We start from the raw sequence: 20,016 nt of genomic DNA, 5'->3' as shown, positions 1-20,016 counted from the left end.
GAGACCAATCCGCGCTGCACTGAGCGTGGCCCTGGCGGCGGTGGCGCTCGCCGCGCCGTTGCCCGCCTACCCGCTCACGCTGCCGCAGCTCTTGACCTTGCCGCTGGAGGAGCTGCTGCGGCTGCGCATAGCGGTGCGGGCGACGGTCGACCGGCACAACCGCCTGGCAACCGTGCAGTCGGCAGGGCCCGGCTTCGGGGGGCGGTCATGAGGCACGGGGTCTTGCGCGTGCTGACCTGTTGGGCGATTGCGGTATGCGGTGCCTGGGCATCTGCTGCCCGCGCCGACGAGGTGCCCGAATACCGCCTGAAGGCTGCCTTCGTATTCAATTTCATGCGTTTCACCCAGTGGCCCGAGGCCACCGGCAAGACGCTGAACCTGTGCGTTTATGGCGAGGACCCGTTTGGTGCCGAGATCGACGGCCTGCGCGGCAAGACCATCGGCGGGCGCACGGTCGCCGTGCACCGCGTCGCCCTGGGGCAGTCGCTGGCGCACTGTCAGGCCACGTTTGTCAGCGCCGGGGCCATCGCGCGGTGGTCGCTGCTGGCAAAGTCCCTGCAGGGCCAGCCGCTGCTGAGCGTGGCCGACAGCCCCGGTGCACTCGGTCAGGGCGTGATGGTCAACATGCGCCTGGCCGACCGCAAGGTGACCTTCGAGGCCAGCCAGCGGGCGGCCCGCGGCGCCGGCCTGAACCTCAGTTCCAAGCTGCTCAGCCTGGCCACCACGGTGCAGCAATGACGCCCGCCTTTGCCCTGCGCGACATCCTTAACCGCATCAACCGCACGACGCTCACGGCGGCGGTCGGCATCGTCGCGCTGCTGGTGGTACTCGGCAGCTTCAGCCTGGGCGTGTGGACGCTGGTCGAGGGCAGCCGGGTGCAGGCCCGCGTGCTGTCCGAGAGCACTGACGCCGCGGTGACCTTCGAGGACCGCGACGCCGCCGCCGAGGTGTTGAGGTATCTGCGCTTCTCGCCGAACGTCATCGCCGCCGCGCTGTACGGCCCAGACGGCCAGTTGTTCGCGACCTACCTGCGCGAGGGCGATGCCCCACCGCAGCTGCGTGACCCTCTGACCGGCAAGCGGCGATTGAGCCTGACCCGGCTTGCGGTGGATCAGGGCGCAGGCGAAACCGGCGGCACAGGCCGGCTGGTGCTCACAGTCAGCCTCGCCACTGTCTACGAGCAAACCGCCTGGGTGCTGCTGGTGACGCTGGTGGCCGCGCTGCTGGCGCTGCGCGTCAGTCACGCGATGCTGAACCGCCTGAACACGCAGGTGCTCGGTCCGCTTGGCGCGCTCGATACGGTAATGCAGCAGGTATCGGAGGCAGGCGACTACAGCGTGCGCGTGGAGCCTGGCGAAATCGCCGAGCTGGCCAAGCTCAGCGAGGGCTTCAACGCCATGCTGGAGCAGATCGACGAGCGCGACCGCCTGCTCGCCGCCCAGCGCGATCATCTGGAGGACGAGGTCGCCGCGCGCACCGCCCAGCTCATGCAGGCCAAGGAAGCGGCCGAAGCCGCCAGTCAGGCCAAGAGCGAGTTCCTCGCCACCATGAGCCACGAAATCCGCTCGCCGATGAACGGCGTACTTGGCATGAACGACCTGCTGCTCGACAGCACCCTGCAGCCGCAGCAGCGCGAGTGGGCGCTGGCGGTGCGCAGTTCCGGCCGTCACCTGCTTGGCGTCATCAACGACATCCTCGACTTCTCCAAGATCGAGTCCGGCAACCTGTCGCCCGAGCAGGCCGATCTGGACCTGGTCGACGTCGTCGAGGAAGCGGCGGCGATGTTCGCCCAACCGGCGGCAGCCAAAGGGCTCGAGCTGGTGGTGCAGGTCGAGCCGCCGAGCGCGCCGCTGGTGGTGTGCGGTGACGCCCACCGCCTGCGTCAGGTGGTCGCCAACCTGCTCAGCAACGCCATCAAGTTCACCGCCCACGGCGAGATCCTGGTGCGCTTGGCCTTGCTGGAGGAACGCGATACCGGCGCGACAGTGCAGATCAGCGTGCGCGACAGCGGCATCGGGATCGCGGCCGAGGCGCACGAGCGCATCTTCGAACACTTCGCACAGGCGGACGGGTCCACCACGCGCCAGTACGGTGGCTCCGGCCTCGGGCTCGCGATTTGCCGCAGCCTGCTGTCGCTGATGGGCGGCACCATCCGGGTCGAGAGCAAGCCGGGCAAGGGCTCGACGTTCATCATCGATCTGCACTTGCCGTGGGCGCGGGCCTTGTCGCGCGAGGCGCAATTCGCGCCGCAACTGGTCGGCCGCCGCGCCTTGGTGGTGGTGGACAACCGCCTGCAGCGCGACGCGCTGAAGCAACAGTTGCAGGACTGGCAGCTGCAGGTGCTGTGTGTCGACAGCGGCCTGCGTGCGCAGTCGGCCATCACCGAGGCGGTGCAGGCCAAGCGGCCCTTCGATTTCGCCATTCTGGACATGCACATGCCCAAGGTGGACCCGCTGCTGATGGCGCGGGCGCTGGTGCAGCAGTCCAGGGGCGCGCCGCTGCGCCTGATCGGCTTGCAGTCGAGTGTGGCGAGTCTCGATACGCAGGCCTGCGCCGAGGCGGGTATCGAATTCTTGCTGACCAAGCCCGTGCGCCGAAGCGATCTGATGCAGGCCGTCACGGCCGTCATCGACAGCCCGCGGGGCGACCGATCGGCGCCGACCGTGGTCGAGGCACCGACAGATTCGGCATCGGAAGCCAGAGCCGCACAGCAGCTGCGCGGCTGGGTGCTGTTGGTGGAGGACAACCGGATCAACCAGACCGTCGCCACCAACATGCTCGGCAAGCTCGGGCTGAAGTGGGACCTGGCCGAGAACGGCGCCAAGGCGGTGCAGCAGGTGCAAGAGAACGCGTTCGACCTGGTGCTGATGGATTGCCAGATGCCGGTCATGGATGGTTTCCAGGCCACCGCCGCGATCCGTGCGTTGAGCAACCGTCGCAGCGCCGGCGTGCCGATCATCGCCGTCACCGCCAATGCCTTGGGCGGTGACGAGCAGACGTGTCTGGCCGCCGGGATGAATGCCTTCCTCGCCAAGCCGTTCACGCTCGACGAGCTGCACCAGACGCTGTCGGCCTGGCTGCCGGCCGCCCCCAGCGCCGATCCGCTGGTCGACCCGCCAGCCGACACGCCAACCGACACCTCGGCGCCTGAGCATCCGACGCCGGAAGTATCCGCAGTGGCCATCAATCCGAAGGCCATCGCTACGCTGCGGGCGCTCGAAGCGCCCGGCAGCACGGCGCTGCTGGACGAGCTGGTGCAGTCCTTCCTGGACGCCGCCGCCGACAACCTGGCGCGGGTCGAAGCGGCGGTGCGCGCGGGCGACAGCCGCGCGCTCGCCAGTGCCGCCCATCCGGTGGCCTCCAGTGCCGCCACGCTGGGTGCCGATGCGCTGGCGAAGTGCTACCGCGCGCTCGAACGCTGCGCCCGTGAGGCGCGCATGCAAGACGCCGCGGCCGGCCTGGAGCAGCTGCGGCTTGAGCAGCCGCATGCGCTGGCTTCGCTGCGCGCGCTGCTGGCGAAAGCCGCATGAACGCGCCCCGTCGCTCCATTCTGGTGGTGGACGACGCGCACGATGCGCGCCTGGTAATGCAGGCGGCGCTGCACAAGGCGGGCTACGAGGTACGCCTGGCGGTGGATGGCGACGACGCGCTGCGGCAGTTTCACGCCAGGCCGGCGGACCTGGTGATGCTCGACGTCGACATGCCCGGCCGCAGCGGCTATGAGGTCTGCGATGCCCTGCGGGCCTCGGCCGGCCCGCTGTTGCCCATCGTCATGGTGACCGGGCTCGACGACGTCGATTCGGTGCAGGCCGCCTACGACTGCGGGGCGACCGACTTCATCGCCAAGCCCATCAACTGGGCGCTGATCGGCCACCGCTTGCGTTACTTGTTCCGCAGCCACCACACGACGGTCAGCTTGAGCGCGGCCGAGGCGCGCAACGCGGCTATCCTGAATGCCCTGCCGGACGACCTGTTCGAGCTCGACCTCGACGGCAATATTCTCGACGCCTGGGCGACCCGCTCCGGGCAGCTGGTGCAGGCCACGGGCCCCTGGGTGGGTCGAAACGTCGCCGACGTGGCGCCGGGTTCGCCCGCCGACGTTTGTCTCGCGGCCCTGCGCGAGGCGCATCAGAAGGGCTTGTCCACCGGCCGACAGGCCGAAGTGGTCGGGCGGTCCGGCAGCCACTGGTTCGAGCTGTCCGTGTCGTGCAAGGCGGTGGCGCCCGACGCCGAGCCGCGTTTCATCCTGGTGGCGCGGGACATCACGGAGCGCAAGGACGCCGAGCGGCGCATCGCCCGACTGGCCTATTTCGATGGCCTGACCGGCCTGCCGAACCGCCAGTCGTTCCTGGAACGGGTGGACCGAAAGATCCGCGAGAACGCCGAGCACCAACAGCCGCTGGCGGTGCTGTTCATGGACCTTGACGGCTTCAAGAACATCAACGACACCCTCGGCCATTCGGCCGGCGACCAGGTGCTGCAGGCGGCGGCCGACCGGCTGCGTGCCATGCTGCGCCCAACCGACGTGCTGGCGCGGGCCGGTGCCGAGCCCGATGTGGAGCTGGCACGCCTGGGCGGCGACGAGTTCACCGCGCTGGTGCTCGGCATTACTCGCGCGCAGGACGCGCTCGCCGTGGCCGAGCGGATGGGTCAGGCGATGCGCGAGCCGTTCGAGATCGAGGGCCGCGTGGTCACGCTCGGCAGCAGCATCGGCATCGCCATCTATCCGCAGGACGGCGAGGACGCCGAAACGCTGCTCAAGCACGCCGACACCGCCATGTACCAGGCCAAGGGCGCCGGCCGCGGCCACGCGCAGTTGTACGACGCGGCGCAGACCGAGCGTCTGCATCGGCGCATGGCGCTCGACGCGAGCCTGCGGGTGGCCCTGGAGCGCGACGAGTTCCGCCTCGTGTATCAGCCGCAGATTGACGTCGGGAGCGGCCGGGCGACCTCGTTCGAGGCGCTGCTGCGCTGGCAGCATCCGGAACGCGGCGTGGTGTCGCCGCTTGAGTTCATTCCGCTGGCGGAAGAAACGGGGCTGATCGACCGCATCGGGCAGTGGGTTTTACGCACGGCCTGTGCGGATGCCGCCGAATGGATGCGATCCGGCAACCCGGTGGCGGTAGCGGTGAACCTGTCAGCCAAGCAGTTCGGCTCCGCCAAACTGCCAAAGCAGATCATGGGCGCCCTGGCCACCACCGGCTTGCCGGCCGAGCTGCTGGAGGTGGAAATCACCGAGAGCCTGCTGATGGAGAACGCCGCGGTCGCGCGAGCGATGCTGGAGGTCCTGCGCGATCACGGCGTGCGCACCGCGCTCGACGATTTCGGCACCGGCTACTCGTCGCTCGCCTACCTCACGCGCATGCCGATCGGCAAGCTCAAGATCGACCGGGCGTTCGTGGCCGGCTTGCTGGACGGCGGGGAAAGTGCCGCCATCGTGCGCGCCGTGCTGGCCATGGCCGACAGCCTGGGCATGGACGTCACCGCCGAAGGCGTGGAGACGCTCCCGCAGGCGCAGGCGCTGATGGCCATCGGCTGCAACTACCTGCAAGGCTACTACCTCAGCCGGCCGGTGCCGGCGGCCGACGTGCCGGCGCTCGCCGCCAAGCGCTGGCGCTTTGACCTGCTGGAGCCGCTACCGGGCCTGCCGCAGCGAGGGTAAGGCGCCGCCGCCAGAGCTTCAGTCGCGCCCCCAGCGCCGGTAACGCCACTGCCAGTAGGCAGGATGGGCGCGGATTTCCGCCTCGGCGAGGCGATACAGCGCATGCAGCGTCGGGTCGTCCTCGCGCAGCGTGCCGGCCGGCGCCGCGAGCGCCGGATGCACCACGATCTCGTGCAGCGCCGGGTGCAGGAACACCGGCACGATCGGCGCCCGTGCGCGGCGCGCCAGCACCAGCGGTCCGGCCGGCATCGGCACGCGCTTGCCGAGAAAGTCGATCTCGATGCCGCCGTCGTTCTTGACGCCCTGGTCGAGGTAGATCATCACAACCCGCCCGCGGCGCAGCGCGTCCAGCACGCGCGGCGCGGCGGCCTGCTCGCGTTCGATGCGGATCGCCTCGATGCCGAGGCGCTCCAGTGCGGCGATGTAGTAGCCGGGCGGCACCTGGCGCGCCTCGCGGATCACCAGCGTGACCGGGTAGCCCGCCTGCGCCAGCCACAGCGGTACCTTGCCGAAATGCCCAAGGTGCAGGCCGACCGCCAGCACGCCGTGCCCGCCGGCGAGTGCGGCATCAAGGTGCTCGCGGCCGTGGACCGCGACCTCCCCCAGAAACTGCGCCGCCGGGATGGCGTCGTCCACCAGTTGCAGGAACTCAAGCGCGCCGACGCTCGCATCGACCAGCGACTCGCGCGCGATGTGGCGCAGGTCCGCATCGGGCCGGCCGGGCAGCGCCACGCGCAGATTTGTGAGATCGCGCCGCCGTTCACCCGGTCGCAGCGTGTAGTTGAGCCAGGCGAAAAACCGCCCGACCGCCCGCGTGGCGCGCGGGTGCGGCGCCAGTACACGGGCGATTGCCCGCAGCGTGCGAAACACCCCGCGCCGCCAGGCGCGGCGCAGCGGCAGCACGTAACGCTTGCGCAGCGTGGCCATCAGGGTGCGGCGGCGGTCAGGGCGCCGTCGGCGATGTGCTGCACCTGATCGGACACGTCGAGCAGCGCCGGGCGGTGCGTGATGGCGAGCAGCGTGTAGCGGCCCTTGAGCGCGCGCAGCGTGTCGCGCACGGCCGCCTCGGCGGCGGTATCGAGCGCCGACGTCGGCTCGTCCAGCATCAGCAGCGCCGGTTCGTGCACCAGCGCGCGGGCAATGGCGATGCGCTGACGTTGGCCGCCGGACAGCTTGCCGCCACGCTCGCCGACCGGCGTGTCGAGCCCCTGTGGCAGCGCCGCCACGAAATCCCAGGCGCCGGCCTGGCGCAGCGCGCGCTCGGCGTCCTCGCGTGTCAGCGCCGGGTCGGCCAGCGTCACGTTGGCGAGCACGCTGTCGTGCAGCAGCAGGGTTTCCTGCGGCACGTAGCCGATCATGCGCCGCCAGGCGCGCCGGTCGAGCGTTTCCAGCGGCTGGTCGTCTATCAGCACGGTCCCGGACTGTGGGTGCAGCAGGCCGATGACGATGTCGACCAGCGTCGTCTTGCCGGCGCCGGACGGGCCGATCAGCGTGGTGAGCCGCCCGGCCGGCACGGTGAGATCCACGCCGTCCAGCACCGTCCGCTCGCCGTACGCAAAGCGCACGCCGCGCAGTTCGATGCCACGCGTGAGCGTTGGCGCCACCCCGCCGGCCGGCGGCTCGGCCGCCGCGCGGGCGTCGTCGATGGCGCGCCTGAGCAGCCAGTAGGCGCCCTCGCTGCTCACCATGTGCTGGTACTGGCGCTGCACCTTGGTGAAGTAACCCAGCACCCGCGCCAGCAGAAAGATCACCACCATCACCGACGCCAGCGACAGGCCCAGGCGCTGGATGGCCACGTACAGCCCCGCGGCCGCGAGCGAGGCGAGCAGTGGATCCTGCACCGCCGGCAGCGCCTCCTTGGCGATCACCTGCTTGCGCAGTGCCTTGTCGATCTGCTGCGTCTGGCGCGCCAGGATGCCGTCGGCGAGATCCTCGCGCCCCATCGCCTTCAGCGGCTTCACCGACTGCAGCACGTCCGTGAGGTAGGCCACCAGCGCCGTGGTGAGCTGCGACTGGCGGGTACCGGCCCGGCGCGCCCGGCGCACCAGCCCGCCCATCGCCAGCATCAGCCCGCCACCGATCAGCAGCGCCGCCGCCGTGGCCTGCCAGGACACCAGCAGCGCCAGCACGCTGTAGATCACGGCCTGCACCAGCAGCGCCAGCATCTGCGCGGCGTTGAAGTAGGCGTTGGCGGCGCGGTTGGTCTCGCCGGAAATGGCGTTCGACAGCGCGCCCACCGGCGTGCGCAGGTAGTACTCCCAGCGGCTCGCCAGCACCGCGCGCAGCAGGCCAAGGCGCAGGTCGGTCGCCACCCGCGCCACCGTGTAGCCCACCTGCGCGTTGGCGGCCAACGTCAGCACCGCCTTGGCCAGCATGGCGACCACCATCAGCACCAGCACCGGCTCGATGCCCGGCGGCAGGCCGATCGCCGCCAGGAACTGCGTCACCTGCCGCGCCGGCAACGGCAGCCCGGCGCCGTCGCCCGCCACCGACACCAGCATGGCGAGCAGCGAGGACAGGCCGACGCCGTCCAGCAGGCCCGCCAGCAGCAGCGCCAGCAGCGTCAGCAGGCCGCGTGCCGGGTAGGCGCGCGCGAAATGCGCCAGCAGCCGCATCAGCGGCCCCGGGGCACGCGCCGCACCGCGTCCGGCCGGTAGCCGGCGGCGATGCGGTAGTAGAGGTGGCGGATCACCTGCCCGCGCCAGTGCAGGGTCTGTTCCTGGATGGGGCCGACGCCGACCAGCGCCGTGTCGATCGCCGGGTCTTCGAGATCCTTGCGCTCGAAATCCACCAGCAGCACCGGCCGCCGGCCGCCGCTCGCGTCGTCGAGCCAGTACTCGAACATGGCCGCCGTGCCGCCCACGATGTTGCGTGAGGTGATGTTGTCGCGCCGGCCGTCGGTGTCGTGAAACGCGAGGCCAGCGGCAATCGACCACTTGCTCATGCCGGCCACCAGCGGCCGCTGGCCGGTGTCGCGTTCCACCTGCTGTTCGAGCGCGTGCACGGCGTCCGCCGCCTCGCGCCAGGCGAGGTAATCCTTGCTGTGCGTCGGGTACGGCACGCCCGGCAGGCCCCACACGATGTAGACGGCCGACAGCGCGTAAATCGCGCCGAGCGCATACAGCGACGGCCGCCACAGGCGGGCGAGCCGCTGCCGCAGGCCGTCACCGGCCGGTGCGGGCAGCGCCAGCGTGGCGGCCAGAAACGGCAATAGACCGATGTAGGCCGGCCCGGTCCAGTGGAAATGCGGGTAATTGAACAGGCTGAACACGAAGAACACGCCAAACGGCACCGCCGCCGTCCACAGCAAAAAGCGCCGGCTGCGCGCGTCCGCCACCGCCTGCGCGCGCCACGTGCGCCGCGTGGCGACGCCCAAGGCCGCCAGCGCGCCGGTCGGGAACAGCAGCAGCAGCACGTGCGCCGCCAGCAGGTGGGTCGAGAACTCGAACTCCTGCTGCACCCGCCGGCTGCCCTGAAACGCGAACGACGCCCAGTCGTGCTGCGCGTTCCAGATCAGCACCGGCGAGAACAGCGCGAGCGCCAGCAGCACCGCCAGATACGGCTGCGGGCGGGCGAGCCAGCGCCGCGCGGTGGCATCGGTCAGCACAAAGCCGGCCGCGCCGGCTGCCAGCAGCACGATCGGATACTTGCCGAGCAGCCCGAGGCCCATCGCCAAGCCGGCGCCCAGCCACGCCCGCGCCTCGCCCTGCACCAGCGCGCGGTGCAGATAGAACACCCCGGCGGCCCAGGCCGCCACCAGCGGCGCATCGGGCGTCATCAGAAAGCCGGACAGAAAAAACCCCGGCAGCGCGCAGCCGAGCAGCACCGCACCCGCCGCGACCTCGCGCCGCGCGCTCACCGCACACGCCAGGCGGTACATGTAGGCGAGCGCGATCAGGCCGCAGGCGAGGGCGCCGCTGCGCACCCCGGCCGGCGTGTTGCCGAGCGCGCGCGTGCCGAGCCAGTCCAGCCACGCCACCAGCGGCGGGTGGTCCAGAAACGCCAGCTCCATGCGCTGTGAGTAGAGCCAGTAGTACGCCTCGTCCACGATGGGGTCGGCGAGCGGCGCGAACAGCAGCCGCAGCGCGACGAAGAACCCGGCCAGCGTCAGCAGTTGCCGCGTGGACAGGACGGGCGAGACGGCGGCAGCTGCGGCCGGAGGCGATGACGTCACGTTAAGCGCGGGGCGACAACAGGGCGCGGCATGATACCGCCGCACCCGCGCCGGCCACGGCCGGTTCGGTATCCCGGTATGCCGGGCCAGTTCGCGCAGGGTCTGGCCGCCATTGCCCGCGGGCGGTCAGCGAATCTGCTCTACCGCCACGCCGATATCGAGGCCGGACCAGGCCCGATCCGCGGTCAGCAGCGGCGCCTGGCGTTCCATGGCCAGTGCCAGGCAGGCGCGATCGCCGAGCGACAAGCCCGACGCGCGCGTCCGGGGCCAAAGCAGCGCGGCAATTTCCGCCTGGGCGACGGTGAATGGCACGAACTCGACGCCGATCTGCGCGAACTCGTCGTGCAGGCCGGCGATGTCGGCGTCCCGTTGCAGCGCCTTTTGCACGACTTCGGACCAATTCACGGTCGACACCAGCGCACCCGGCAACGCGTCCCACACGCGCTGCGCGCCCGGCTCGTTGTGCAGAAACGCGAGCAGGCTCGACGCGTCGAGCACCGCCGTCACGGGGTGTCGGCCTCTTTCCCGGCCTCGGCGCGCCGCTGGGCGATGAGTTCGTCGACCAGACTGACGTGCGCAGGGATGTGGCGAAAGCGGTCCTGCAGGCGCTTGCCGACCGCCTCGCGCCGTTCCAGCACCAGCGCATCGCCTTCAAGGCGGGCGATCAGGCGGTCCCCGGGCTCCAGATGCAGCGCCTTGCGCAGCGCCGCCGGAATGACGACTCGGCCTTGTGGGCCCAGCTGTATTTCGTTGCTGACAGTGCTGTCTGGCATTTTCGGATCCTCGTGCCACGTGGGCGGCATTGTGGCACGCGGTCGGCCGCGAAGCGCATAGCCACATCGAGAACGGCAGTCCTGCAACTACTCGCCGGCAGCAAGTGGTCTCCTGCGCCGCGGGCGACGCCCAAAGCCATTACCCTGCGCGGCATTCACCGCGTTTCAGGGAGCCCGCATGTCCGCGCCGCACGCCGCCACCGAATCCACCCCCCATGCCGACCGCCGCGGCGCCACGGCCATGCTGGCGCTGGGCGCGCTCGGCGTGGTGTTCGGCGACATCGGCACGAGCCCGCTGTACGCGCTCAAGGAATGCTTCAGCGGCGCGCACGGGGCGCCGCTGACCGAGGGCAACCTGCTCGGCGTGCTGTCGCTGCTGTTCTGGGCGCTGGCGCTGGTGGTGTCGACCAAGTACGTGGCGTTCGTGATGCGCGCCGACAACGACGGCGAGGGCGGCATCCTCGCCCTGCTGGCGCTGGTGCAGCGGCTGACGGCCGACCGGCCGCGGTTTGCCTACGTGCTGGCGATCCTGGGCGTGTTCGGGGCGACGTTGTTTTACGGCGACGCCATCATCACGCCGGCCATCTCGGTGCTGTCGGCGGTGGAGGGCGTGGGCGTGCTGGCGCCGGGGCTGTCGCACTACGTGGTGCCGATCACGGTCGGCGTGCTGGCGGGCCTGTTCTTCATCCAGCGCCACGGCACGGCGCGCGTGGGGGCGCTGTTCGGGCCGCTCACGCTGGTCTGGTTTGCGACGCTCGGCACGCTCGGCGCGATCGGCGTGGCGGGTAACCTTTCCGTGCTGGCGGCGCTGAATCCCGCCTACGGCGTGGCGTTTCTGGCCGGCCATTCGGGTCTCGCCTTCGTGGTGCTGGGCGCGGTGGTGCTGGCGGTCACGGGCACCGAGGCGCTGTACGCGGACATGGGGCACTTCGGGGTCGGGCCGATCCGGCTTGGCTGGTTTGCGGTGGTGTGGCCGGCGCTGACGCTGAACTACTTCGGCCAGGGCGCGCTGCTGTTGGCCGATCCCGCGGCGGTACAGAACCCGTTCTACCTGCTGGCACCGGCCGGCCTGCGCCCGGCGCTGGTGGCGCTCGCCACGGCGGCCACCATCATTGCCTCCCAGGCGGTGATCTCGGGCGCGTTTTCGCTAACGCAGCAGGCGATTCGGCTGGGCTACCTGCCGCGGTTGCGCATCCGCCACACGTCGGCCGCCGAGCGCGGGCAGATCTACATCCCGGCCATCAACTGGATGCTGCTCATCGGCGTGCTGCTGCTGGTGCTCGGCTTTCGGTCGTCGTCCGGTCTCGCGGCGGCCTACGGTATCGCCGTCACCGGCGCCATGCTGGTCGACAGCCTGCTGATCGCGGTGGTGATGGTGTTCGCCTGGCGCTGGCCGAAGCCGCTGGTCGGCGCGCTGCTGGCGGCGTTTCTGGTCATTGATCTGGGCTTCCTCGGCGCCAATGCGGTGAAGGTGGTGTCCGGTGGCTGGCTGCCGCTCAGCATCGCGCTCGCGCTGTTCACGGGGCTCACCACCTGGCGGCGCGGGCGGCAGATTCTGGGCGCGCGCCTGCAGGCGGAAACACTCGGCCTCGACGAGTTCCTGCGCACGCTGCGGCCGGACATCACCCGCGTGCCGGGCACGGCCGTGTTCATGACCGGCAATGCCGCCTGGGCGCCGAGCGCGCTGGTGCAGAACCTCGTCCACAACAAGGTGCTGCACCAGCGGGTGGTGCTGGTGACCATGCAGACCGCCGAGAGCCCGTGGGTGCACGCCGCCCGGCGCGTGCAGGTGCAGCCGCTGGAACACGGCTTCTGGGTGGTGCGCGTGCACTACGGCTTCATGCAGCAGCCGCACATTCCGCGCGCGCTCGAGCTGTGCGCCGCGCAGGGCCTGGACCTCGATGCCGAGGACACGACGTTCTTCCTCGGCCGCGAGACCATCATCCCCACCCGCCTGCCGGGCATGGCGCTGTGGCGCGAGTACCTGTTCGCCTGGATGATGCGCAACGCCGGCGCGGCGGCGGAGTTCTTCCGCCTGCCGTCGGCGCGGGTGGTCGAACTCGGCAGCCAGATCGACATCTGACGGCTTGCCTGCCCGACAATCCGACCGCTACCCCACGAGGACATCCCCATGAGCGATTCATTGCCCGAAACCGACGCCGAGTGGCGCGCCCGCCTCACGCCGGACCAGTACCGCATCTGCCGCCAGAAGGGCACCGAGCCCGCCTTCACCGGCGCCTACTGGGACGAGAAAACGCCCGGCCAGTACCGCTGCGCCGGCTGCGGCGAGGTGCTGTTCGACTCCGCTACCAAGTACGACTCCGGCAGCGGCTGGCCGAGCTTCTGGCAGCCGGCGCGGGAAACCGTGGTGGCGGAAGAGGTCGACACCAGCCACGGCATGCGGCGCGTCGAGGTGCACTGCGCGCGCTGCGGCTCGCATCTCGGGCACGTGTTCCCGGACGGGCCGCGGCCGACGGGGCTGCGCTACTGCATCAACTCGGCGTCGCTCACGCTGGACCCGGCCGACAAGTAACTCGCCGTGGCGGAGGTCTACGTCAGCACCGACATCGAGACCGACGGCTTCCTGCCCGGCGAGAACTCCATGCTGAGCCTCGGCTCGGCGGCGTACCTGCCGGACGGGCGGCTGGTCGGGACGTGGACTGCCAACTTCGAGACCCTGCCGGACGGCAAGGTCAACCCGCGCACGGCGCAGTTCTGGGCTGGCCTGCCCGAAGCCTGGGCCGCCTGCCGCGTGAGTCCGCGCGATCCCGCCGAAGCCATACCGGACTACGCCGCCTGGCTGCGCGCGCTGCCCGGCCGGCCGGTGTTCGTGGGCTACCCGGTGACGTTCGATTTCTCGTTCGTGGCCTGGTATCTGGCGCGCTATGCCGGCGACAACCCATTCGGCTTCTCGGCGCTCGACATCAAGAGCTTCGCCATGGCCGTGCTCGGCTGCGAGTTCCGCCAGACCACCAAGCGCCACATGCCGCGCGAGTGGTTCGCGCCCGACCTGCCGCACACGCACGTGGCGCTCGACGACGCGCTGGAACAGGGCGCGCTGTTCCTGAACCTGCTGCGGGCGAGTCGGGCGCGCGGCGGATAGCCTGCCCCGACTCGTGCGGCGGAATGACCGCCGCGTCAGCTCTCGATGCGGAAACCCACCTTCAGGGCCACCTGAAAGTGACCGACCTTGCCGTCGACCAGGTGGCCGCGTGTCTGTACCACCTCGAACCAGTCGAGGTGGCGCAGCGTCTTGCCGGCTTCGGCAATGGCGTTACGGATGGCGTCGTCGGTGCCGTTTGGCGAGGAGCCGACGATCTCCACCACCTTGTACGTGTGGCTGCTCATGGCTTGACCTCCTGTGGTCTGGACGCAGGCCGCCTGTGCAGGCGGAAGCTGACCTTAGACCTGTGAGGCACAGGGGACAAGCGTGCCTGCCGACACGCCGCGAACAGGAATGCCGGGACCGACGATGGCCAGGTTGCCGCGGATGGCGTCGCGGGCCATGGGCGTTTCGGGTTTGTTATGTCGTCCGGGCGGTCTCTTGCGCCGCCCGTGACCATGCACCGCCTGTCCCGCTGGCACCGGCCCATCGTATCGCCCGTTACGCCGGTTTTTGTGCCCAGGACAGCGCCGCCGGCATTTGCAGCACGTAGCCGTCGGCGGTGGCGTGCGCCGCGACCGCGTCGCGCATGGCAGCGCGAAGGCGCTGCTGCACGTCCGGCGTCTGGCGCTGGAACACCGTCTTCATCCGCACCGAGGCGCGGCTGAGGCCCTCGTACAGATCGTCCGCGGCGGCCATGCGCCAGCGCTGCGGCACGGTGCGAAAGCCGACGTCCACGAAGCCGGCCGCGGTCAGCACGCGGCGGCATTCGTCGGGTTCGCTGAAACGGTGAAACGGCGTGCCTTCCGGCAAGCCAAGGTCGAGCGTGGCGTGCGCCTTGAGGCAGGCGTTGGCGATGGCGAGCGCGCTGCCCGGCACCGGCAGCGCCCAGGCGGTGAAGGCGACCCGCCCGCCCGGCCGCAGCACGCGGGCACACTCCGCCAATGCCCGCTCCGGCCGTGCGAAGTGGAACAGCGCGTAGCCCATCACCACCGCATCCACGCTGGCGTCCGCCAGCGGCAGCGCCTCCGCGTCGCCGGCCTGAAACGCGATGTCCGGATACCGGCGCCGCGCCTGCGCCAGCATCTGCGGGCTGAAGTCGACCCCCGTCACCTGCGCGCCGCGCTGCGCGGCCGCCGCGGCGATGTGCCCCGGCCCGCAGGCGAGATCGAGCACCCGCACCCCGGCCGCAACGCCGGCGGCATCCAGCAGCGCCGGCACGGACTGGCTGTTCACGCCGACGATGGCGTCGAAGTACACCGGCGCCGACGTCTTCCAGCCGTCCAGCTCGAACTGCCGAAACGCCGCCTGGTCGGGGGTGAGGTCGTTCGACATGGGGATTACCGTTCCTGTGGGCGCCAGAGTCGAGTTCCTGCCGGGATGGACGCGGAGAATGCTCACGCCCCCGGTGACGCGAAGACTACGCGGGACGGCGGGTTACGGCTGCGCCTGCCGCGCCCTGCGCGGGCTGTTTACGGTGTCCGCCCCGCACCGTGGCCCGGGCGCCGCCGGTCGTGTTTCACCACCAGGATCACGATGCCGTCTGACGTCCCCTTGTAGATGACGGTGTAGGGGAAACCCGACATCGGAAAGCCGCGTCGGTCGCGCGATCGCCGCGTTCCAAGTCCGGGGTTGTCGAGGAGCAGCCGGGCGACCCGATCGATCTCGGCAACGAACCTGCCCGCCAGCGCGGGGGATGCCTCGGACGCGTAAAACGCCGCCGCTTCGGCAACGTCGCGTTCGGCCCCCGGATGGAGGACGACCTTCACCCAGGGAACCGCGCCCGCAGCCGGGCCATGGCGTCCTCCAGCGGCACCGCCTCGGCGTGCCCGGTGTCGAGCTCGGCCTCACGGGTTTGCGCTAGCTGCTCCCATTCCTCCTCGGCCTGCACGTCCACGTCCAGACTCGCCACCAGGCGTTCGAGCAGCCGCTCGCGATCGGCTTTGGGCAGGCGCAGAACCTGCGCCTGCAGGGTTTCCAGAGTGCTTGGGGTTGTCATGGGTGCCTCCCGGATCAAGGACGATGCCAGCTTGCCACAGCGCCCGCGGCGGCGAATTGAAGCAGTCCATTTTCGTATGGCGGATCGCGATCCGCCTTCCGAGGATTCAGGCCATCGCCGGCGCAATGATCGTCGCGGGGCAGCGGGTTACGGCTGCGCCTGATCCCGCCTACACGGGCTGCCAGACCAACAGGGGTCGCGACGTGACATTGTGCCGCTGTGTTGATTTGCGATATTTCGCTATATTCAATCCGCGTGGGCACACCACGCTTTACCTACCCTACACCGGCTGACTCGGCGGGTTAGACGCAAAATTAAACAGGGGGTTGCAGTGTACGAATGGATTGAAAACGCCGGGCCATTCTCAGCCTGTCTGGTCGTTTTTATATCGTTTTTTCTTGCGTCGGCGATTGCATCCCGTCTGCAAATACTGGTGGCGCCTTGGCAGCCTATGAAATCCCCATTTGATCTCGGGCTCTTAGCATTGGGGGTATGGATTTATGTGGCTTCAATGCCTCAATTGATCAGATTTTTTATTGATTTTGATCCGTCTCATCTGGCTTTGTGGCTTTTGGGTTTATTTGGAGGGGCACCACTGGCGTTTGCAATCGGATGGGGCTATGGAAAATGGTTTAAGTTTTCCACTGCTTCCGGCCTATCGCGTGGTGGAGCACGAATCGATGAACATCTCGTTGCCAGTGAATCGACAGCAAAGGATGACGGCATTTCTGGCCAAGCCAGTGAGCCGCTACGCGAGGCGGCGGCTCTTTGCGCAGCGTTTATTGGCAGTAAAGAGAGTCAATATTATCTTAGTCAATTTGAGCGTCTTGCGGGCGAGGAGCCGAATAAAAAGCCGATTGTGAGGGTCTTTCCAGCATTCAGGTACACGACAACTTCTTTGGCAAGAACCTGGAACTGGTCTTCATTCTTGCTCAGCTACGCTTGGGCGCTGTATCGCAAATTGTATGGATGGTCGGCCGCGCTCTTCGCCGCCTCTTTTGTTTGTTTTATGGCGATAGGGGAAGGAACGAGGGCGCTTGGTCTTGTGTCCTTGGTTGCGACATGGGCAGTATTTGCCACATATGCCAACGCGTTGTATTACGCCAAGGCAAAAGAGGCAATTTCCGAAGCGCGGCGCTCCGCAGACTCCGAGGAACAAATTATCGCCAAAGTGAGAGATAAGGGTGGTGTTGAGGGTTGGGCGAGCTTGGTGGGGGTAGGGCATGTCTTGTTCGGCGTCCCAGCATTATTGATGGCGCTGGCGGAGCCGCAGCAACCGACTGTACAAGCCAACTTATCGAAGCAGGCGCTGACGCCAAGCTCCGATGAAATGGTCGACGCAATTGCGCCGACTCAGGAGCAGTCCTTGGCAGATTCGAATTTAGGCACAAATGCCTCCGGCGTCGTTGGTTCAGACAGCCACATTCGGAATCTATACGACGCCGGTCGTTTTAGCGAACTAGTGAAATTCGTAGAGCAGCATGTCTCCGAGAATCCGAATGATACTCTCGCGGTAAATTATGCCGGGTTGGCATGGATGGGGATGGGGAACAAGGGCGAGGCGAGGGTGTGGTTCCAAAGGGCGATCGAATTGAACCCCGAAAGCCCGACACTTTATTACAATCTGACATCGACCTACGATCTTCGGTACGACTATAAGAAAATAATCGAAATCTTGGGAGCCGCCCAACAAATCGACTCGAATAACACGCTTGTAAATGATGCTTTGAATTCAGCGCAACGCTTTGCACAACAGGTGGAGGCGGAGCGTGCGGCGCAGGCGCCTATTCGTATTCAGCCGGGGGTCGACAGCCAGACAGAGGACGACTCCGACTGCCAAGTCAAGCCAGTGATGACCGATGAGGAAATTCGGCGCTGGCGCAAATGTAGCGAACGTCGATAGTTTTGCAGGCCCGGCCTGCGAAGGGACGTTATGCTTGCTCTGAATCCGCGCTTTTATGTTCCGCGAGACAGGCGAACAGATCAACTCCTTGTTTCACGAGGATCTCGCTTCCAGTTTCTAGTTCATTATGAAGTTGTAGCGCTTCAAAAGATAAATCGTCCAGCATTTGCTCTAGTTGTCGTAAAGCAGCTTTGACGTCATCGAGGGTTAGCTCGTGCTCTTCGTAGAAGATGTTTGAAAACGATGAAGGCCGATGGGCTACGACTTCATGACGCCACTCCCTCATTTTCTTGAGCGCCCCACGGTCTGTGTTAAGGCGGTCTTGAACCAATTTTGCGGTGTTTTTCAGATTGGCATCGCCATAGGTTTTGGCTTTAGTGATTAAAGCGGGGAGCGAATTGGTGCCTTTCTTTTGATCAAGAATCGCGCCAACGGCAGAAAACAGGCTGTCGAACGTCGCACGCCATATTTCATCAAAAAAGTGTTCAAATTTTTGAACAACAGTTGGGGAGCATGTTCCTCCCCGATGCAAGCCTTCAAGAAGATGGAGGTGTGCCCATGCGGAAAATATGGTTTCCGCGACGGCAGTTATAATGCATTCAATATTTGCTTTTTGATCCGTGTTCATATTGTGTTTTCTGCTTTAGTCTTGGCCAAGCGGCGCGCGGTAGCGTTTCTGCTGTGCCAATCCAAACCCTCCCCCTACGACTTGTCTAAGCCCGTATGGGTTGGGCGCAGCGCAGTGAAGCCCAATATATTCGGGAAGCCATGCCCCTCTGTTTTTGAAGCCGACTGCCAGATGTGATGTCCTCGGTTTCAAATTGTGGACTTCCTACGCTAGCTCACCACTTCCGCGCCATGACACCTAATCACACTGCATCGTGTTCCCTGGATAGATGGTGCACCAACGCCCCGTTTGCGAGTTAAAAACTCTTTTAGGGGTTACGTTTTTTTTAATAACCGCAGGTTCTGGCATATTAAGCATGGATCGCAGCTTCAAGCATTCGGCACCCTCTTTATGCCATGGGTTGGTTAGTGAGTTCTTTTCAATATTGCACCGCCGAGTCTGCTCATCGACGTCCACAGCAACCGCAGCAGTCGTAAGGAAAAGGGATGTCAAAACTATAAGTCGGCCGAAAGTTTTCATGGTGTTCTCCCTGTAAAACATGAGGTCAAACGTGGAATTAGGTTACCCCACCACCCCCGCGTCCACCAACCTTCCAATCTCCCCCGCCGGTAGGCCAAGAATATCCGCCAGCACGTATTCCGTGTCGGCACCCAGGCGCGGCGCCGGGGCGGGCGGGACGCGGGCGGTGGCGGAGAAGTCGAGCGGAATGCCGGGGGCCAGCGTTGGGCCGATGTCGGGTTGTTCGATGTCGGCGAACAACGGGTTGGCGGTGGAGCATTCGGGGTCGGTTTCCAGCAATTCCCGGAAGCCCTGGTACGGACCCCAGCACACGCCGGCGGTGTCGAAGGCGGCGGTGACTTCCTGGTACGGTCGGGCGCCGATCCACGGGCCGACGAGTGCGGCGATGGCGTCGCGGCCGTTGTAACGATCCCCTTCCTGGCTGAAGTCGAGGCCCGCCGCGCGGCCGGCGGCGGCGAGGGGTTCGGCCAGGCCCGTGGCCTCGCCGATCGCCTGCCACTGGCGCGGGGTGAGGCCGACCACCATCACGCGCCGGCCATCGGCGGTGGTGAAGTCCCGGCCGAAGGCGCCGTAGAGATCATTGCCCGTGCGCTCGCGCTCGGTGCCGTTGATCTCAACTTCCGCCAGGTACCCGAGGTGCCCGGCCACGGCGAGTGCCACGTCCAGCAGCGCGAGTTTGACGAGTTGGCCCTGCCCCGTGCGGCGGCGGTGGCGCTCGGCGGCCAGGATGCCGGTGGCGGCCATCTGGCCGGTGATGAGGTCCCATGCCGGCAGCACGTGGTTGCTTGGGCGGTCCGCATCGCGCGGGCCGGTGATGCCGGGAAAGCCGACGCGCGGGTTGACGGTGTAGTCCACCGCGCTGCCGCCGTCGCGGCTGCCCTGCACGTTCAGCATGATGAGGTCCGCGCGGCGTTTGCTGAGTGCGTCGTAACTCAGCCAGCCCTGGGCCGGGAAGTTGGTGAGAAAGATGCCGGCGTCCTCGCCCGGCGCGGCGATGAGCGCGGTGAGCAGTTCGCGCCCCTCGGGTTTGCGAAAGTCCACCACGATGGAGCGCTTGCCCTTGTTGAGCCCGGCCCAGAACAGGCTGTGGCCGTCCTGGGTCACCGGCCAGCGGTGGTAGTCGAGCCCGCCGCCGGGCGGGTCGAAGCGGATCACCTCCGCGCCCATCTGCGCGAGCGTCATGCCGCCGAGCGGCGCGGCGACGAAGGCCGAGCCTTCGATGACGCGCATGCCGGCGAGGATGCCGCTCACGGCG

General features: G+C 67.6%; 19 protein-coding genes. 8 read left to right on the top strand and 11 right to left on the bottom strand.

Annotated elements, in window-relative coordinates; translation table 11 throughout:
* Positions 1-25 precede the first annotated feature (25 nt).
* From AB7F93_RS10160 to AB7F93_RS10145, 4 genes are read left to right on the top strand one after another with little or no spacing between them, the layout of a single operon-like run.
* Positions 26-211: a hypothetical protein gene (locus AB7F93_RS10160; RefSeq protein WP_428302795.1), complete on the top strand. Its 186-nt coding sequence runs from the start codon at positions 26-28 to the stop codon at positions 209-211.
* Positions 208-738, top strand: coding sequence for a YfiR family protein (locus AB7F93_RS10155; RefSeq protein WP_428302794.1), 531 nt, complete (start codon positions 208-210; stop codon positions 736-738). The genes AB7F93_RS10160 and AB7F93_RS10155 overlap by 4 nt, the downstream gene beginning before the upstream one ends.
* Positions 735-3,530, top strand: coding sequence for a response regulator (locus tag AB7F93_RS10150; RefSeq protein ID WP_428302793.1), 2,796 nt, complete (start codon positions 735-737; stop codon positions 3,528-3,530). Before AB7F93_RS10155 ends, AB7F93_RS10150 begins: the two co-directional genes overlap by 4 nt.
* Positions 3,527-5,662 carry a putative bifunctional diguanylate cyclase/phosphodiesterase gene (locus AB7F93_RS10145; RefSeq protein ID WP_428302792.1) on the top strand — a complete coding sequence of 712 codons (2,136 nt, stop codon included), beginning with the start codon at positions 3,527-3,529 and terminating at the stop codon, positions 5,660-5,662. The genes AB7F93_RS10150 and AB7F93_RS10145 overlap by 4 nt, the downstream gene beginning before the upstream one ends.
* An 18-nt stretch (positions 5,663-5,680) precedes the next feature.
* Here the strand turns inward: AB7F93_RS10145 and AB7F93_RS10140 are convergent, their stop codons facing one another.
* The 5 genes from AB7F93_RS10140 to AB7F93_RS10120 all read right to left on the bottom strand — a co-directional run bounded on the left by AB7F93_RS10140 (position 5,681) and on the right by AB7F93_RS10120 (position 10,609).
* On the bottom strand, positions 5,681-6,589 hold the full coding sequence (locus AB7F93_RS10140; RefSeq protein WP_428302791.1) for a lysophospholipid acyltransferase family protein: 909 nt from the start codon (positions 6,587-6,589) through the stop codon (positions 5,681-5,683).
* Positions 6,589-8,277: an ABC transporter ATP-binding protein gene (locus AB7F93_RS10135; RefSeq protein ID WP_428302790.1), complete on the bottom strand. Its 1,689-nt coding sequence runs from the start codon at positions 8,275-8,277 to the stop codon at positions 6,589-6,591. The genes AB7F93_RS10140 and AB7F93_RS10135 overlap by 1 nt, the downstream gene beginning before the upstream one ends.
* Positions 8,277-9,836 (bottom strand): glycosyltransferase family 39 protein, encoded by a 1,560-nt coding sequence (locus AB7F93_RS10130; protein WP_428302789.1) that lies wholly within the window; start codon positions 9,834-9,836, stop codon positions 8,277-8,279. The genes AB7F93_RS10135 and AB7F93_RS10130 overlap by 1 nt, the downstream gene beginning before the upstream one ends.
* A 126-nt stretch (positions 9,837-9,962) precedes the next feature.
* Complete coding sequence (locus AB7F93_RS10125) at positions 9,963-10,343, bottom strand: type II toxin-antitoxin system VapC family toxin (protein ID WP_428302788.1); 381 nt, start codon at positions 10,341-10,343, stop codon at positions 9,963-9,965.
* Positions 10,340-10,609: an AbrB/MazE/SpoVT family DNA-binding domain-containing protein gene (locus AB7F93_RS10120; protein WP_428302787.1), complete on the bottom strand. Its 270-nt coding sequence runs from the start codon at positions 10,607-10,609 to the stop codon at positions 10,340-10,342. The genes AB7F93_RS10125 and AB7F93_RS10120 overlap by 4 nt, the downstream gene beginning before the upstream one ends.
* 178 nt (positions 10,610-10,787) lie before the next feature.
* Between AB7F93_RS10120 and AB7F93_RS10115 the strand changes: the two genes are divergently transcribed.
* The 3 genes from AB7F93_RS10115 to AB7F93_RS10105 are packed head-to-tail and all read left to right on the top strand — an operon-like array spanning position 10,788 to position 13,712.
* Positions 10,788-12,692, top strand: a complete 1,905-nt coding sequence (locus AB7F93_RS10115) for a potassium transporter Kup (RefSeq protein WP_428302786.1) — start codon at positions 10,788-10,790, stop codon at positions 12,690-12,692.
* Positions 12,693-12,740: 48 nt separating this feature from the next.
* Positions 12,741-13,142 (top strand): peptide-methionine (R)-S-oxide reductase MsrB, encoded by a 402-nt coding sequence (gene msrB / locus AB7F93_RS10110; RefSeq protein ID WP_428302785.1) that lies wholly within the window; start codon positions 12,741-12,743, stop codon positions 13,140-13,142.
* 6 nt (positions 13,143-13,148) lie between these two features.
* Positions 13,149-13,712, top strand: a complete 564-nt coding sequence (locus tag AB7F93_RS10105) for an exonuclease (RefSeq protein ID WP_428302784.1) — start codon at positions 13,149-13,151, stop codon at positions 13,710-13,712.
* Positions 13,713-13,747: 35 nt separating this feature from the next.
* Here the strand turns inward: AB7F93_RS10105 and AB7F93_RS10100 are convergent, their stop codons facing one another.
* The 4 genes from AB7F93_RS10100 to AB7F93_RS10085 all read right to left on the bottom strand — a co-directional run bounded on the left by AB7F93_RS10100 (position 13,748) and on the right by AB7F93_RS10085 (position 15,711).
* Entirely contained in the window at positions 13,748-13,957 is a 210-nt protein-coding gene (locus AB7F93_RS10100; RefSeq protein WP_428302783.1) for a dodecin, read from the bottom strand.
* Between the two features lie 256 nt (positions 13,958-14,213).
* Entirely contained in the window at positions 14,214-15,047 is an 834-nt protein-coding gene (locus tag AB7F93_RS10095) for a class I SAM-dependent methyltransferase (RefSeq protein WP_428302782.1), read from the bottom strand.
* A 137-nt stretch (positions 15,048-15,184) separates the two neighbouring features.
* A complete protein-coding gene (locus tag AB7F93_RS10090) occupies positions 15,185-15,481 on the bottom strand; it encodes a type II toxin-antitoxin system RelE/ParE family toxin (protein ID WP_428302781.1) in 297 nt (98 codons plus the stop codon).
* On the bottom strand, positions 15,478-15,711 hold the full coding sequence (locus AB7F93_RS10085) for an addiction module protein (RefSeq protein ID WP_428302780.1): 234 nt from the start codon (positions 15,709-15,711) through the stop codon (positions 15,478-15,480). Before AB7F93_RS10085 ends, AB7F93_RS10090 begins: the two co-directional genes overlap by 4 nt.
* A gap of 331 nt (positions 15,712-16,042) precedes the next feature.
* Between AB7F93_RS10085 and AB7F93_RS10080 the strand changes: the two genes are divergently transcribed.
* Positions 16,043-17,614, top strand: a complete 1,572-nt coding sequence (locus AB7F93_RS10080; protein WP_428302779.1) for a hypothetical protein — start codon at positions 16,043-16,045, stop codon at positions 17,612-17,614.
* Between the two features lie 28 nt (positions 17,615-17,642).
* On the opposite strand, the gene AB7F93_RS10075 is transcribed toward AB7F93_RS10080, so the two are convergent.
* The gene (locus AB7F93_RS10075; protein ID WP_428302778.1) at positions 17,643-18,242 is read right to left on the bottom strand and encodes a hypothetical protein; all 600 of its coding nucleotides are present in this window, start codon (positions 18,240-18,242) and stop codon (positions 17,643-17,645) included.
* 561 nt (positions 18,243-18,803) lie between these two features.
* On the bottom strand, positions 18,804-20,016 hold a 1,213-nt coding region (locus tag AB7F93_RS10070; protein ID WP_428302777.1), incomplete at its 5' end, for a CoA transferase.

The sequence above is a fragment of the Immundisolibacter sp. genome (genome assembly GCF_050250495.1).
Taxonomy (GTDB): domain Bacteria; phylum Pseudomonadota; class Gammaproteobacteria; order Immundisolibacterales; family Immundisolibacteraceae; genus Immundisolibacter.
Note: the sequence above shows the minus strand (reverse complement) of the source record. Positions and strands in the feature narration are given on the sequence as shown.

Coding starts and splice junctions, on each gene's coding strand:
- AB7F93_RS10155 (WP_428302794.1), top strand. CDS start 208: ATGAGGCACGGGGTCTTGCGCGTGCTGACCTGTTGGGCGATTGCGGTA.
- AB7F93_RS10150 (WP_428302793.1), top strand. CDS start 735: ATGACGCCCGCCTTTGCCCTGCGCGACATCCTTAACCGCATCAACCGC.
- AB7F93_RS10145 (WP_428302792.1), top strand. CDS start 3,527: ATGAACGCGCCCCGTCGCTCCATTCTGGTGGTGGACGACGCGCACGAT.
- AB7F93_RS10140 (WP_428302791.1), bottom strand. CDS start 6,589: ATGGCCACGCTGCGCAAGCGTTACGTGCTGCCGCTGCGCCGCGCCTGG.
- AB7F93_RS10135 (WP_428302790.1), bottom strand. CDS start 8,277: ATGCGGCTGCTGGCGCATTTCGCGCGCGCCTACCCGGCACGCGGCCTG.
- AB7F93_RS10120 (WP_428302787.1), bottom strand. CDS start 10,609: ATGCCAGACAGCACTGTCAGCAACGAAATACAGCTGGGCCCACAAGGC.
- AB7F93_RS10115 (WP_428302786.1), top strand. CDS start 10,788: ATGTCCGCGCCGCACGCCGCCACCGAATCCACCCCCCATGCCGACCGC.
- msrB (WP_428302785.1), top strand. CDS start 12,741: ATGAGCGATTCATTGCCCGAAACCGACGCCGAGTGGCGCGCCCGCCTC.
- AB7F93_RS10100 (WP_428302783.1), bottom strand. CDS start 13,957: ATGAGCAGCCACACGTACAAGGTGGTGGAGATCGTCGGCTCCTCGCCA.
- AB7F93_RS10095 (WP_428302782.1), bottom strand. CDS start 15,047: ATGTCGAACGACCTCACCCCCGACCAGGCGGCGTTTCGGCAGTTCGAG.
- AB7F93_RS10085 (WP_428302780.1), bottom strand. CDS start 15,711: ATGACAACCCCAAGCACTCTGGAAACCCTGCAGGCGCAGGTTCTGCGC.
- AB7F93_RS10075 (WP_428302778.1), bottom strand. CDS start 18,242: ATGAACACGGATCAAAAAGCAAATATTGAATGCATTATAACTGCCGTC.